Source organism: Bacteroides sp. 43_46, from assembly GCF_001915455.1.
Lineage (GTDB): Bacteria > Bacteroidota > Bacteroidia > Bacteroidales > Bacteroidaceae > Bacteroides > Bacteroides caccae.
On the sequence record NZ_MNQN01000101.1, the window covers coordinates 1 to 14,860 of the forward strand.

General features: G+C 46.6%; 14 protein-coding genes and 1 pseudogene. 4 read left to right on the forward strand and 11 right to left on the reverse strand.

The features are described 5' to 3' along the window. Window positions 1-606: pseudogene (locus BHV72_RS08835) on the reverse strand (tetratricopeptide repeat protein); the annotation flags it as partial. Between the two features lie 133 nt (window positions 607-739). Then, complete coding sequence (gene metK / locus BHV72_RS08840; protein WP_055169803.1) at window positions 740-2,032, reverse strand: methionine adenosyltransferase; 1,293 nt, start codon at window positions 2,030-2,032, stop codon at window positions 740-742. 228 nt (window positions 2,033-2,260) lie between these two features. Here metK and BHV72_RS08845 point away from each other — a divergent pair, with 228 nt between their 5' ends. After that, window positions 2,261-2,449 carry a hypothetical protein gene (locus BHV72_RS08845; RefSeq protein WP_005676824.1) on the forward strand — a complete coding sequence of 63 codons (189 nt, stop codon included), beginning with the start codon at window positions 2,261-2,263 and terminating at the stop codon, window positions 2,447-2,449. Here the strand turns inward: BHV72_RS08845 and folK are convergent. From folK to miaB, 8 genes are all read right to left on the reverse strand, one after another. After that, window positions 2,424-2,909 (reverse strand): 2-amino-4-hydroxy-6-hydroxymethyldihydropteridine diphosphokinase, encoded by a 486-nt coding sequence (gene folK / locus BHV72_RS08850; RefSeq protein WP_005682541.1) that lies wholly within the window; start codon window positions 2,907-2,909, stop codon window positions 2,424-2,426. The two genes, BHV72_RS08845 and folK, sit on opposite strands and share 26 nt — an antisense overlap. Further along, entirely contained in the window at window positions 2,909-3,967 is a 1,059-nt protein-coding gene (gene queA / locus BHV72_RS08855) for a tRNA preQ1(34) S-adenosylmethionine ribosyltransferase-isomerase QueA (RefSeq protein WP_005676821.1), read from the reverse strand. The genes folK and queA overlap by 1 nt, the downstream gene beginning before the upstream one ends. Beyond that, the gene (truB, locus tag BHV72_RS08860) at window positions 3,942-4,661 is read right to left on the reverse strand and encodes a tRNA pseudouridine(55) synthase TruB (RefSeq protein ID WP_286855602.1); all 720 of its coding nucleotides are present in this window, start codon (window positions 4,659-4,661) and stop codon (window positions 3,942-3,944) included. Before truB ends, queA begins: the two co-directional genes overlap by 26 nt. Continuing rightward, window positions 4,661-5,452 carry an undecaprenyl-diphosphate phosphatase gene (locus tag BHV72_RS08865; protein ID WP_005676818.1) on the reverse strand — a complete coding sequence of 264 codons (792 nt, stop codon included), beginning with the start codon at window positions 5,450-5,452 and terminating at the stop codon, window positions 4,661-4,663. Before BHV72_RS08865 ends, truB begins: the two co-directional genes overlap by 1 nt. 9 nt (window positions 5,453-5,461) lie before the next feature. After that, complete coding sequence (locus tag BHV72_RS08870) at window positions 5,462-5,698, reverse strand: DUF3098 domain-containing protein (protein ID WP_022043214.1); 237 nt, start codon at window positions 5,696-5,698, stop codon at window positions 5,462-5,464. 75 nt (window positions 5,699-5,773) lie between these two features. Then, on the reverse strand, window positions 5,774-6,655 hold the full coding sequence (locus BHV72_RS08875) for a cell division protein FtsX (protein ID WP_005676816.1): 882 nt from the start codon (window positions 6,653-6,655) through the stop codon (window positions 5,774-5,776). Window positions 6,656-6,658: 3 nt separating this feature from the next. Continuing rightward, window positions 6,659-7,558: a methyltransferase domain-containing protein gene (locus BHV72_RS08880; RefSeq protein ID WP_005676815.1), complete on the reverse strand. Its 900-nt coding sequence runs from the start codon at window positions 7,556-7,558 to the stop codon at window positions 6,659-6,661. A 546-nt stretch (window positions 7,559-8,104) separates the two neighbouring features. Then, a complete protein-coding gene (gene miaB, locus BHV72_RS08885; RefSeq protein ID WP_005676814.1) occupies window positions 8,105-9,472 on the reverse strand; it encodes a tRNA (N6-isopentenyl adenosine(37)-C2)-methylthiotransferase MiaB in 1,368 nt (455 codons plus the stop codon). Window positions 9,473-9,800: 328 nt separating this feature from the next. Between miaB and BHV72_RS08890 the strand changes: the two genes are divergently transcribed. From BHV72_RS08890 to BHV72_RS08900, 3 genes are all read left to right on the forward strand, one after another. After that, entirely contained in the window at window positions 9,801-10,262 is a 462-nt protein-coding gene (locus BHV72_RS08890) for a hypothetical protein (protein ID WP_005676813.1), read from the forward strand. Window positions 10,263-10,419: 157 nt separating this feature from the next. After that, a complete protein-coding gene (locus BHV72_RS08895) occupies window positions 10,420-11,919 on the forward strand; it encodes a butyryl-CoA:acetate CoA transferase (protein WP_005676812.1) in 1,500 nt (499 codons plus the stop codon). Between the two features lie 43 nt (window positions 11,920-11,962). Then, window positions 11,963-13,327, forward strand: coding sequence for a hypothetical protein (locus BHV72_RS08900; protein ID WP_269096920.1), 1,365 nt, complete (start codon window positions 11,963-11,965; stop codon window positions 13,325-13,327). Window positions 13,328-13,347: 20 nt separating this feature from the next. Here the strand turns inward: BHV72_RS08900 and dacB are convergent, their stop codons facing one another. Further along, complete coding sequence (gene dacB, locus BHV72_RS08905) at window positions 13,348-14,754, reverse strand: D-alanyl-D-alanine carboxypeptidase/D-alanyl-D-alanine endopeptidase (protein WP_286855603.1); 1,407 nt, start codon at window positions 14,752-14,754, stop codon at window positions 13,348-13,350. Between the last annotated feature and the right edge of the window lie 106 nt (window positions 14,755-14,860).

Consider the following 14,860-nt stretch of genomic DNA (forward strand, 5'->3'; position numbering starts at 1 on the left):
CAAAAAAACACGTGCCATACCCCTTAATGGATATATTTGTTCTACACCTCCTTTCAATATCTGATAAGCTTTACGATAAGCCTCCATTGCTACATCATCCAAATCTTCTTCCTCATAGCATTCCGCCAAATTATCATATATCATTGCCAAGAACTCATTTTGTTCAGGCATTAGTCGAATCGCTTTCAAATATTCTTCTACCGCAAAGGAGGTACGTCCCATATCCCGATAAGTGGCGCCCCAATAATAATGAGCCTGTGCAGCGCGTAAACTCTTATCTCTGTCGCCATAATAATCGACAGCCGCCTTTATCAGCGAATCATCATCTAAAGGTACATAATTCTTATGCCGTGCCTGTGTAAGCAACAATGCATAAAGCGCTCTATCAGCACGTGACAGCTTCTGTGGTGAGGAAATTGACTCCAAAATAGATAACGCACTATCAGGACTTACCTCCATTAACGAGTCGGCACAGAGCAGTAACGGATTCTTCACAGAAGAAGAACAAGAGGATAGAGAAACAGATAGTAAAATACTACCCATACCGATAAACAAAAAGGCGAATAGTGGAAAGTAATATATAAAATAGTCGTATTTCTTTTTCATCTCACGGCTTGTTTTACTTCTTAATGGAACAAAGGTAGTGATTTCTAGTAGAAATAAAGAGCCGCAATCCCAAATTCCATAAAACGGAAGTGAGATTGCGGCTCTTATCGTATAAACCCTCTTTCAGACTAGCTTACAGACCGAAAGCTGCTTTAATCTTATCAACGTAGTCGAGTTTCTCCCATGTAAAGAGTTCCACTTCCACTGTTTTGTCACCTTCATAACGAGAAGAAAACTTCTTCGTTACCACTTGTGGTTCGCGTCCCATGTGACCATAAGCTGCCGTTTCCTGATAAATCGGGTTACGAAGTTTCAGACGTTCCTCGATTGCTTTCGGACGAAGATCGAACAGCTGGTCGATAACGCGTGCAATCTCGCCATCAGTCATGTTCACATGAGAACGGCCGTAAGTATCCACAAAAATATTAATCGGACGAGCCACACCGATAGCATAACTTACCTGTACAAGCATTTCGTCTGCCACACCTGCTGCAACCATATTCTTAGCGATATGACGAGCTGCATAAGCTGCGCTACGGTCCACCTTACTAGGGTCTTTTCCGGAGAAAGCGCCACCACCGTGAGCACCTTTACCGCCGTAGGTATCAACGATAATCTTACGTCCGGTCAGACCGGTATCTCCGTGAGGACCACCGATGACAAACTTTCCGGTCGGGTTAACATGATAGACAATCTTGTCATTGAACAGAGCCAGCACTTTATCGTGATGAATAGAAGCAATCACGCGAGGCATCAGAATTTCAATCACATCACGACGAATGATAGACAGCATTTCTTCGTCAGCTTTCAACTGAGCGGCTTCCGAGTCATTCTCCGGCTGAATAAAATCATCATGCTGTGTAGAGACAACAATTGTATCAATGCGAACAGGAGTTCCGTTATCGTCATATTCAATAGTAACCTGACTCTTGGCGTCGGGACGGAGGTAAGTCATTACCTTGCCTTCGCGACGGATGTCGGCCAGCACTTGCAGAATACGGTGTGCCAGATCAAGAGAAAGCGGCATGTAGTTTTCCGTTTCGTTCGTTGCATAACCGAACATCATACCTTGGTCGCCTGCACCCTGTTCCATCGGATCCTGACGTTCTACACCACGGTTAATATCGGGACTCTGCTCGTGAATAGCGGAAAGTACACCGCAAGAGTTACTTTCGAACATGTACTCTCCTTTGGTATAACCGATTTTCTTAATCACCTCGCGTGCGATGAGTTGTAGGTCAACGTACGCTTTTGTTTTCACTTCACCCGCTAATACTACTTGTCCGGTAGTTACTAGTGTTTCGCAAGCTACTTTCGAACTGGGGTCGTAAGCCAACAGTTTGTCAAGCACGGCGTCCGATATCTGATCGGCTACCTTGTCGGGGTGTCCTTCTGACACCGATTCGGATGTAAATAAGTATCCCATCTTTCTTAAATTAAGAATTAAAAAATAAGAATTAAAAGATGATAGAGCAGGAGAGGTGAGTAGTGCAAATATATGCCGAAAGACATCAACGAGTCGTGTTTTAGCATTTTTTTCTGTGGTTGCAAGCTACTCAAATCTGTCCACACTTTCATTTCGGTTGCAAAGATAAAGAGATTTCGGAGATTATGAGTATCTTTGGGCGGTATTTAACACAATAATAGATTTAAAATGATTCTAAATAAGAAAGTAAGAACGCTTTTCGCACTGGCGCTCTATATCGGATTTACGATTGCGATTTACGCCATTGTCTGTCATTTCATCCACCGTGAGTTTCAAGACATTCACCTGCTTTATGCCATATTGATAGGCTGTCTGGCTTATCTGCCACGATTTATTGCCGACAGGAAGAAGAAATGAGCTCTTTTATCGTCCTTCCCAATACCGGGTGTACCACGTCCGGCGCAATTTCTGCCAGTGGCCGCATCACAAAATCGCGCTCCGTCATTAGAGGGTGGGGGAGATTCAGTGCTGCCCCGGAAGGAGAAGTAACAGAGAGCACCAGATCATCGTAAAGCAAGAGGTCAATATCAATCAGACGGTCGCTATATACTCCGTCAACAGACTTCTTGGTGCGCCCTAACTCCCGTTCAATTAGTTGCGTCTCCCGCAATACCTCTAAAGGAGATAAATCCGTGTCTACACAAGCGGCAGCATTCAGGAAACTGTTTTCAGAAGCAAAGCCCCACGGAGCAGTAACGTAAAAAGCAGACAGGGAAACAACTTTCCCTATCTGCTCTTCTATTTTCTGCACGGCATCCCGGAGATTCTGTTCTTTATCACCCAGGTTAGTACCGAGTCCTACATATACTTCCGCCATTATTTGTCCAAAATCAGCATTGCATCGCCATAAGTACCGAAACGGTAACCTTCTTTCAATGCTACGTGATAAGCGTCCATTACCTGCTCGTATCCGCCGAAAGCGGCTACAATCATCAGGAGTGTAGAAAGAGGCATATGAAAATTGGAAATCATCGAGTTAGCCACAGTAAATTCGTACGGCGGGAAGATGAACTTATTTGTCCAACCTTCAAATTCTTTCAAATGTCCGTCGGTGCTGACTGCACTCTCGATAGCCCGCATCACCGTAGTACCTACCGCACATACGTTTCTACCGGTATCCTTGGCACGATTGACAGTTTTCACCGCCGCTTCGTCCACAAGCATCTGTTCCGAGTCCATTTTGTGCTTCGTCAAGTCTTCTACATCAATGTCACGGAAGTTGCCCAGGCCGGCATGTAAGGTGATATAGGCAAAGTCTATTCCCTTAATTTCCAGACGTTTCATCAATTCACGACTGAAGTGCAAGCTAGCTGTCGGGGCAGTCACCGCGCCTTCTTTCTTCGCGAAGATAGACTGGAAACGTTCGGCATCTTCCGGTTCTACAGGACGATTGATAATAGAGTGGGGGAGCGGAGTTTCGCCCAAAGCATACAAAGCCTTCTTAAATTCATCATGCGGTCCGTCATACAGGAAACGAAGCGTACGACCACGAGAAGTGGTATTATCAATTACTTCGGCCACCATTGAATCATCCGGACCGAAATACAATTTATTACCAATACGGATTTTACGCGCTGGGTCTACGAGCACATCCCACAGACGGAGTTCTTCGTTCAACTCACGCAATAAGAATACTTCAATACGAGCACCTGTCTTTTCTTTATTACCGTACAAACGAGCGGGGAACACCTTTGTATCGTTGAATATAAACACATCTTTATCATCAAAGTAGTCCAATACATCCTTGAACATCCTGTGTTCAATTTTACCTGTATTACGATGCAATACCATCAAACGCGACTCATCTCTATACTTCGTAGGATGCAAAGCGATTTTATCCTCGGGTAACTTAAATTTGAATTGTGATAGCTTCATATCTATTCCTTATTACGTTTTTAAAAAGTGCGGGATCCAAACAGTCTTCCAAACGGACATCGCCTACACGGGTACGAATCAACCCTGTGAGATGAGCCCCGCTATGGAGCGCCTCGCCAATGTCGCGTGCCAGTGCGCGGATATAAGTCCCCTTGCTGCATACCACACGAATCCGAATCATCGGTTCCGGTTCTTCCAAACGGCATTCCAACAATTCAATCTCGTCGATAACAAGCTGTTTCGCCTTTAGTTCGACTTCCTCACCTTTACGTGCCAGCTCGTAAGCACGCTTGCCGTCCACCATACAGGCGGAAAAGGCAGGAGGTACTTGTTCTATCGTTCCGATAAAGTGCGTCAACACTTTTTCCACCAGTTCCCTCGTGATATGTCCGGTAGGGTAGGTGGCATCTATCTCATGCTCCAAATCATACGACGGGGTAGTAGCACCCAACCGGAGTGTCGCAACGTACTCCTTCGTGTGATATTGAAACTCTTCAATCCGCTTTGTAGCCTTGCCTGTGCATACAATCATCACCCCCGTTGCAAGAGGGTCCAACGTGCCGGCATGGCCGACCTTTAGTTTTTTCACCCCTATCCGGCGACAGATATGATAGCGGGCGTGCCCTACCACCTTAAATGAAGTCCAGCCAAGAGGTTTATTAAAAAACAGTACTTCGCCTTTTTTAAAATTCATCAGCTCAATATAATCGTTACCAATCCTGCTATCGCACAATAGATTGCGAAATAGATCAGCTTTCCTTTCTTCACTATGTTTATCATCCACTTACAAGCCAGGCAACCGGCTATGAAAGCAGCCATAAAACCTACAATCAACGACAATGCAGGAATGTCTCCCACTACGTCCTCCCCTTTCATCATCTTCATACCGTCAAGCAATGCCTCACCCAGAATGGGCGGAATAACCATAAGGAAAGAGAATTGCGCCAACTTCGCTTTGTTGTCTCCCAACAGTAATCCCGTAGCGATGGTAGAACCCGAACGGGACAATCCCGGCATTACTGCACAAGCCTGGGCAATACCGATAATAAGCGCATCTTTCATCGAGATTTTTTCTTTTTGACGCGGCTTGTAATAGTACGAGAAAGTCAGCAGGGCAGCCGTCAACAACAACATACAGCCCACAATCAGCAGTCCCGAGCCAAATATTTCTTCTACATAGTCTTTAAAGAATACTCCCACAATACCGATTGGTATCATTGAGATCAATATATTAATCACGTAGCGCGTCTCCTCGTTCATCCGGAACTTGAATAACCCGCGGAAAATCCAATCTATCTCTTTCCAAAGAATCACCAATGTACTGCATACCGTAGCCACATGCACTACAATTGTAAATGCCAAATTCTCTTCACCCTGTATCCCAAACAATGCCGACCCGATAGCCAAATGCCCACTGCTACTTACAGGCAAATATTCTGTCAATCCCTGAATCAGTCCAAGGATTAATGCTTCCAACCAACTCATAACTTATCTTTATTCTATTTTAGTTTTAGGTTTGCGCAATACCGCATAAATCATCGACAAGAAACCGAACAGGCAAACGACAGGCGCCACCTTAATTCTACGTGCACTGAAAATATCAGGTTCAAAGATCGTTTCGGACGACGAAGGTCCTGTCATCAATAGAAACCCGATAATAACAATCGCCATTCCTACCGCTAGCAAGATAAAGTTCACTTTATCAAAGGCAAATTTCTGCTTGTCAGACATAGTTTGTTTAATTATAAATTCAAAATTAAAGTCGCGAATCACAGTTCGCTATACCTATTTACTATCTATTCTCTACTAAATATAATACAAGGTATTGGCCCTCATTCTCAAGTATTTGTTAATGGAAATGTAGGCACACAGCCACGTAATCACCATTCCAAACACCAACACACTCGCACAAACGATAAGCATGACTTCGGGAGTGATTACCTGAAGCAATTCCTGCTCGTATGTCACTGCCCAATAGGCCGTCCCCATTAATATGGCATCGGCAACTACGGCAGCCAGCACGCCACTCCACACATTCCTTCGGAGAAACGGTCGCCGAATGAAGCTCCAGCTCGCCCCCACCAGTTTCATTGTATGGATGAGGAAGCGCTTGGAGTATATAGCAAGCCTTATCGTATTGTTTATCAAAGCAAAGGAGATAAAAGTAAGCACTACCGCCAAAGCCAGTAATACCAGACTGATATTCCGTATGTTATCATTCACAGCATCAATCAGCTCCTTCCGGTAGAGCACATCCTGTATATTACTGTTCCGTTTGACCATTTTCTCAATCTTCGCAATACTGTCGGAGTTAGCATAATCGGAATGGAGCTTTATTTCAATAGAAGCGGTGAAAGGATTATAACCCAGAAACTCTTCAGGATCAGTTCCCATAGCTTCGGTCTGCTCCTTCAATGCCTGTTTTTTAGAGATATATTCGGATTGTTTCACGAAAGGTTCCTGATTCAGCTTCTTCTGCAGTTTCAGGATATCCGCCTCTTTCATATCGTCGCTAATGAGAATGGAGAAACTGATATTCTCGCGGACATATACGGAAAGATTGTGCGCCGTAAGCACGAAGAACACAACCAGCCCCAACAGTAGCAACACCAGCGTGGTACTGATACTCGACGTAATAAACTGCATATCGAAAATCGAACTTGACTTATATCTGCTTTTATTTCCCATCCTCTACCTCTTTTTCCGAAAAACGTAAATCATGGAACTGCTCCGCTCCTTCCGTCCCAAAGCGCTGAACCATGCCAATGTTCCGACATACATCCCTTTCAGGAAACTACATGAACTACCCCGATGTTTCTCACTTAGCATGGATACGTAAAAAGCGTCAAAAGGCATCGGGTGACGTGCCGCCATGATAAAGCCATGCCGGGAAGCCAACTGTTGGATAGTGCCCGGTGTGAAATGCCAAAGATGTCGCGGGACATCATAAGCCGCCCAATACTCGCCGTAACGTTGCGCATCATAAGAGGAACAGTTGGGCACTGCCACAATTAGCAGTCCTTTTTCCGTCAACATCTCATGAAGCTGTTGCCACACCTCGCCGAGGTGTTCAAGATGTTCCATAACGTGCCAAAGGGTAATGACATCAAAACTGCCGGGAGCAAACTCTTGCAGAGCCGATTCGGGTTTCACCTCCAGTCCGAAATGTTCCTTTGCAAACTCACGTGCCTGCGGATTCTTCTCCACCGCCTCCACTTTCCAGCCACGACGCACCATCGTATCGGCAAAATAACCGGTGCCCGTACCTATATCGAGCAAACGCCCCGTCTTGCGATGCGCCTCCTTAGCTACCAGCCGCGCCTTGCGGCCCAGCATATAGGAACGTACATAGTGATAAACGGAATTCATCGCGCCTTTGCGCGTATCAGTGTGGGAGATATAATCAGGAGTCTCATAATACTTACCTATCTCAGCCTCTACGGGAACACCTTGCGTGAACGTAAATCCGCAATCTTCACACGAATACAGTTCAAACTGTTCGCCCGAAGCATAAAAATCCGTACAAGTCATGACGCGTTTCAAGTGCGTACTGCCACACACCGGACAAGCATTTATACTGAGTTTCTCCATTAATTTCTAAGCAAAATTAAGTGCTGCCTCAAACCACAAGACAACACTATACCCGAATTTGGTGCAAAGAAACAAATAAAAAGTGATGTAATGGGCTTTTGTTAAGGACTTTTAATAATACAAACTGACCTTGCTCTGATATAAGTTGTATAAACTAAAATCTATATAACAGAGCAAGACAGTTATTTACGTCAGGGTAGGACGCTTGCTTTAAGAAGTTTAAGAAGATTCTTTTCTTCATATCAACCAACCGAATTAAAAGATCCCCATCTTCTTTGCCATCCTCATTATACGAATATAAAAGAATAGAATCATCAAATATTTCGACTATGTAACCTACATAAAACTTGTCCATGTCATTATCAAAACTATGTCAAATGGTATCTTTACTTCAGGAACAAGATGACAAAAAGTAATGGCGTTGCGGTACCGCAACGCCATTACTTTAAAATCATTATAACTTATCACCAACCATTTTTTGCAACATTACCCACGATATAATCACCCTACAAACATTGCATACGCGCAGGTACACAAATTTAAAACTTACACTTCCTCCCCTTTCAACGTAGCCGAACTGGCTTCCGTGACACGCACGTTGACGAAATCACCGACACGATGCGTACCCCTATCGAACACTACGACGCGGTTTTGCTCCGTGCGACCGAACAGTTGGTCGCGCGAACGCTTGGAGACTCCTTCCACAAGCACTTCGTAAGTTTTTCCGATGCAACGCTGGTTGGACTCAGCCGACAGGCGATTCTGCAAAGCGATAATCTCATTCAGGCGGCGGACTTTCACATCTTCGGGCACATTGTCTTCGAGATGTTTGGAAGCATACGTTCCCGGACGTTCGGAATATTTGAACATGAAAGCAGCATCGTATCCGCACTCTTCCATCAGGGAGAGCGAGAGAGCGTGGTCTTCCTCCGTTTCGGAGTGGAAACCGGAGAATATATCCGTTGTCAGTCCGCAATCGGGAATGATACGTTTGATAGCGGCCACACGGTCCAGATACCATTCTCGGGTATATTTGCGGTTCATCAGTTTCAGGATACGGGAGCTGCCGCTTTGCACGGGTAGGTGAATATGCTTGCACACATTGGGCACTTGCGCGATCACTTCCAGCGTTTCGTCACTCATATCCTTCGGATGAGAGGTAGTGAAACGGATGCGTACTCCCGGAGCAGCTTCGGCCACCGTGCGGAGCAACATCGGGAAGGTGACGATTTCACCTGTCGGCTTCTCAAAACGGTAGGAATTGACGTTCTGCCCCAAAAGTGTGACTTCCTTGTAGCCTTTTGCCACCAAGTCCGACACTTCGTTGAGGATACTTTCCACGTCACGGCTGCGCTCGCGTCCACGGGTGTAGGGCACGATACAGTAGGTACAGAAATTGTTACAGCCACGCATGATAGACACGAATCCGGAGATATGATTGCCGCAGATACGTGAAGGAATCACATCCCGATAGGTTTCGGTGGTGGAAAGTTCAACGTTGATTGCCTTCTCGCCGGCTTCTACGGCGGCAATCAGATCGGGCAACGTCAAGTAAGCGTCCGGACCGACCACAAGATCGACATGATGATTCGTTATCAGATCATCCTTCACTCGCTCGGCCATGCAGCCCAGTACCCCCACGATGAGACGCTTCTTCTTTTTCTTCAGCGAGTGGAAAAACTCCAGGCGATTCAGAATCTTCTGTTCCGCATTGTCGCGGATCGAACAGGTGTTCATAAACACGGCATCAGCCTCCTCCAGCGTTTCAGCTACGGAGTACCCCGCCATTTGCATCACCGAGGCGATCACCTCACTGTCGGCCACATTCATCTGGCAGCCGTAGGTTTCGATAAACAACTTCTTGTTGTCATCAGCAGTTGCGGATTTAAAGTCCGCTCCCGTTAATTCGTTCATATTCAAATCTTATTTAAAAATTCGACTGCAAAGATACGGCTTCGGTTTTTAATAAGTGGTGAATTGATACAAAAATAACGCAAAAACTTATAGTCTGGCGGGCTAACTTGCAATTAATGTTAAGAGAATAAACATTTTCCGGTCAGTTTCTTGGCAAATTTAATTTTATTTTTCACATTTGTGCAATGAAAGAAACATTAGATTTTTTCATAGTTAAGGTTTAGGTTAAAAAAATTAAGGGGAGCTGTGAAGCTGCCATAACTAAATGTTAGCTCAAACCAGATAAAATGCCTACCTTTGGCGGACAACTATTTAGAAGTGAAGCAAAATGGAAGATTTTTTGAAATTTCTCTTGATAGCAGGTGTCATTCTCGTGGGAATATTCAAAGAGGTGAATAAAAATAGCAAATCGAAGAAAGCTAAAAATAACCGCCCCGTCCCGCCGACACCCTCTCCCGTCGAAGTAGCTCCCGACGCCACTCCTATGCCCGAAGCCTGGGGCAGACCCAGGTCGCTGGAAGAACTGTTTCAGCCGATTCCCGCAGAGCAGCGGACGCGCAAACCGAAAGTAAGGCAGCAGGAGTCGAAACCGAAAAAGAAAAAAGAAGAAGTATCCGTTGCCGCCTCTATCGCCAACAGTGCCGCACAGGATGAACGAAACAGCCGGCAAGGTGCCCACTATAACACTTCCCACGATTCACATGACAACAAAGAAGACTTCACCATTCATTCTGCTGAAGAAGCCCGGCGCGCTATTATCTGGGGAGAAATCCTTCAACGGAAGTATTGACAAGTGTCAGGTGTAAAGTATTAGATATCAACTGTGTCAGGTATTAAACATTGAGCATTACGATTCGAGTATCAGGTTCCGCCCTGAATGTCAACATATTGAGCGAATTATTAACCAATTAAATATCAACTGTATTTAACACGAAATTGTACTATTTATGTCATTCAATCGTATTTCAGCAGCAGAAGCTGCAAGCCTTATCAAACATGGCTACAATATCGGCCTGAGCGGATTTACTCCCGCCGGAACGGCCAAGGCTGTCACAGCCGAGCTAGCAAAAATAGCTGAAGCAGAACATGCCAAGGGAAACCCTTTTCAGGTAGGTATCTTTACAGGTGCATCGACCGGTGAATCTTGTGACGGCGTACTGGCACGTGCCAAAGCCATTCGTTACCGTGCTCCTTACACTACCAATTCCGATTTCCGCAAAGCTGTCAACAACGGAGAAATTGCCTACAACGACATACACCTCTCACAAATGGCACAGGAAGTGCGTTACGGCTTCATGGGGAAAGTGAACGTAGCCATTATCGAAGCCTGCGAACTGACTCCGGACGGCAAAATCTATCTGACGGCTGCCGGCGGTATCTCTCCGACTATCTGCCGTTTGGCAGACCAGATCATCGTTGAGCTGAACAGCGCGCACAGCAAATCCTGCATGGGATTGCACGATGTGTACGAACCACTCGACCCGCCTTACCGCCGCGAAATACCTATCTACAAGCCGAGCGACCGCATCGGACTGCCTTACATCCAAGTGGATCCGAAGAAAATCGTAGGCGTGGTAGAGACTAACTGGCCGGACGAAGCGCGCTCTTTCGCCGCTGCCGACCCGTTGACCGACAAAATCGGACAGAATGTTGCCGACTTCCTTGCCGCAGACATGAAACGCGGTATCATCCCGTCGACCTTCCTGCCGTTGCAGTCGGGCGTAGGAAACATCGCCAACGCCGTACTCGGTGCGCTGGGACGTGACAAAACGATTCCCGCATTCGAAATGTACACTGAAGTTATTCAGAACTCCGTGATCGGTTTGATTCGTGAAGGACGTATCAAATTCGGCAGCGCCTGCTCGCTGACTGTCACCAACGACTGTCTGGAAGGTATCTACAATGACATGGATTTCTTCCGCGACAAACTGGTGCTCCGCCCGTCGGAAATCTCAAACAACCCGGAAGTAGTACGCCGTCTCGGTGTTATCTCTATCAATACCGCAATCGAAGTCGACCTGTACGGCAACGTAAACTCAACTCATATCGGCGGTACGAAGATGATGAACGGTATCGGCGGTTCAGGCGACTTTACACGCAATGCTTATATCTCTATCTTTACCTGCCCGTCAGTAGCTAAGGAAGGTAAGATCAGCGCTATCGTGCCAATGGTTTCCCACCTCGACCACAGCGAACACTCCGTGAATATCGTTATCACCGAACAAGGTGTTGCCGACCTTCGTGGCAAGAGCCCGAAAGAACGTGCACAGGCCATTATCGAAAACTGTGCACATCCCGACTACAAACAGTTACTTTGGGATTACCTCAAACTGGCCGGCGGCAAGGCACAGACTCCGCACGCTATTCAGGCTGCACTGGGCATGCACGCAGAACTTGCCAAGAGCGGTGATATGAAGAACACTAACTGGGCCGAATACGCCCGATAATATTCCGATTTTCTATTCACCTAAGTCTGAATATAAAAAGAATATGAAAAAGATAGCTGTACACAGTCTGCTTCTCCTTATTATATTAGGGAGCGGCAGGCTGCAAGCAGTAGCCGGTCCTGCTGATAAAATCCGGAAAAATATCGAATGCTATTTCAACGACTATCTCCGTGGAGAAACGCCTTTATATGAAAAGCACCAGTCATTCAGTCTTCTCAAAGCATCGGCCTACCGCCAATTGGTATGGGAAGCTTGGAAAACAGCCAACGATGAGCTGGACGAAGAAAAGCTAATCGCCCTGGATACATTATCCGCTTCCAGCAAGGGAAAATGGCACCTCCCCAAAGAACTGGAACCCAACGCTATCATGCCCTATTATTGGGGGAGCAAGGGCGCGGAAAAACCCGCAGACGGTTATCCGATGTATCTCTACATACACGGTTCCGGTCCCAAACAGGCGGAATGGAAAACCGGCCTGAACATCTGTTCGCGTTTCGACGACGCTCCTTCCGTCTACTTTATCCCGCAAATCCCCAACGAAGGAGGTTACTATCGCTGGTGGCAGAAAGCCAAGCAATACGCTTGGGAGAAACTGTTCCGCCAGGCACTAGTATCCGGGCACGTCAATCCGGATAAACTGTTTATCTTCGGAATATCCGAAGGTGGATACGGCAGCCAGCGTCTTGCCTCTTTCTACGCCGACTACCTGGCCGGGGCAGGTCCCATGGCAGGCGGAGAACCTTTGAAGAACGCCCCTGCCGAAAACTGCGCTCACATCGCCTTCTCCCTGCGGACCGGTGCCGACGACCGCGGCTTCTACCGGAACATCCTCACCGGCTACGTGAAGGAGGAATTTGAACGGCTGCAAGGTCTGCATCCCGGACTATACAAGCATCACATAGAGCTAATCCCCGGCAAAGGGCATTCTATCGACTATCGTCCCACCACTCCGTGGCTGAAACAGTATACCCGCAACCCTTATCCGAAATATGTCTACTGGGAAGACTTTGAAATGGACGGCTTGCACCGCAAAGGATTCTACAATCTCTTTGTCAAAGAGCGCCCGAATGACGATATCAATACCCGTACCCGCTACGAAATGAGCATTACGGACAACCACATCACACTGAATGTGGATAATGTCGTTTATGAGACCGTTCAGAAAGATCCGAGGTGGGGCATTGAAATGAAGTTCAGGAAGAATTACACGCCTGCCGCCAAAGGGAAAGTGATTATTTATCTCTGTGATGAGCTGGTTGACTTGAAGAAGGAAATCACTGTTACAGTGAATGGGAAACAGGCTTTTCAGGGAAAGGTAAAGCCGGACCTGAAGAATATGGTGAACAGTTGTGCCGCATTCTTTGATCCGCAGCGCATCTATCCTGCCGCCATTGAGGTGACATTATAAGCCGATGGCAGAGAGAACGCCTAACGCCTGATAATCACCTCGCACACCTTATCCTGAAAGGCTCTGGCCTTTGCAGCCGAAAGCACATTCTGGTTCATTATGGCAAAGGCCACTTCATGTCCGTTCTTCATCTTCAGATAGCCTGCAAGTGTATTGATAGCTGTGAACGAGCCCGTCTTGGCATGAACATTCCGGAATGTGGCTGCGCTTTTCATCCTGTTTTTCAACGTACCGTCTATGCCGCCTACGGGAAGAGACTTGTATAGCATACGGAACACTTCTGTCCGGGAATATGCATATTTCAGGAAGTCAACCAACAGGGCGGGGGAGAGGTAGTTGTAATTGGAGAGTCCGCAACCGTCCGCAATCTTATACTCTTTCGGGTTGTGTCCCAGCTGGCGGATGAGCTGCATGATCTCGACGATTCCGTCTTCGGCAGCCACCTGCTTCTTCCCTGTCGCCTGCGCGCCAAGGCGGCAGAGGAATGCTTCGGCATTCAGGTTATCGCTCTCTTTCATTAGTTGGTTCAAGACTTCCTGCACGGAAGTATTCCAACAGGCTATCCGTTCCACTTGCACACTGTCACGGGGTAATTCGGCGAATCCGTATGATTGGGGAGCCGTAATACCTTTCCCCCGAAGACGCTCGAGGAAAGTGTACATAAAGAAAGCGGAAGAATCATAGATGTTTATATCATCCTTTCTAATGGAGGTAACATTGCCCGAAACAACCAGATTATTTCCATTCCTCAACCAATCTCTTGAGAAGAAGAACTTTCCGGCAGAGGAAGTACGTGTCTTTGTCCGGTTCGTCAGGGTATAATAGGAGGAAACCGGTTTACAGGATATGCTTGCCGTATCTCCCTGCACAGCGGAAGGAAACACGGAAATCTGTACCGTGCCTTTACAAAACATCAACGGAGACAAGTAAGGCTGATAACCTGCAGGAGTATCGTCCCAAGCCCAGCCATGCCCCCAATAGAGCGAGTCTTTCATCGAAACGTCGCCATACACCTGCCCGTTAATCACGGAGAAAGGAAAAGTCATCACTTCCTCTATCAACGAATCCATTGCCTGACTGTCAAATTCGGGGTCAAATCCCCCTACTACATACAGGTTGCCTTGCAGTGTATCGTGCTCTATCACACCATCGTGCCATACTTCCGTGCGGAAAGGCTCATCCGCATCAGGACGGGAGAGAGCGGTAATGGCCGTCAACAGTTTCATGGTAGAGGCAGGCCGGGAGAACTTGTCTGCACGGTAGCTATACAACGGCTTCTTCGCCGTCAGGTCATAAACGGATATGCCGACTTCGGACGCTTCGGGAAGCATCTTTTTGATAAGTGAATCTATTTGGGAGAAATCCCGCTGTCCCCACAACGGCAACAGACAGACGGACAACGCAACTAATAAAAGAACTTTTTTCATACAATACAGGTTATGAATCGAACCACACCCGCAAATATAGCACTTCCCAACTGAATAAGTCTAAAATCTGACAAAAAACAAAAGAGGGTATCTGAAAGCTGGGGTG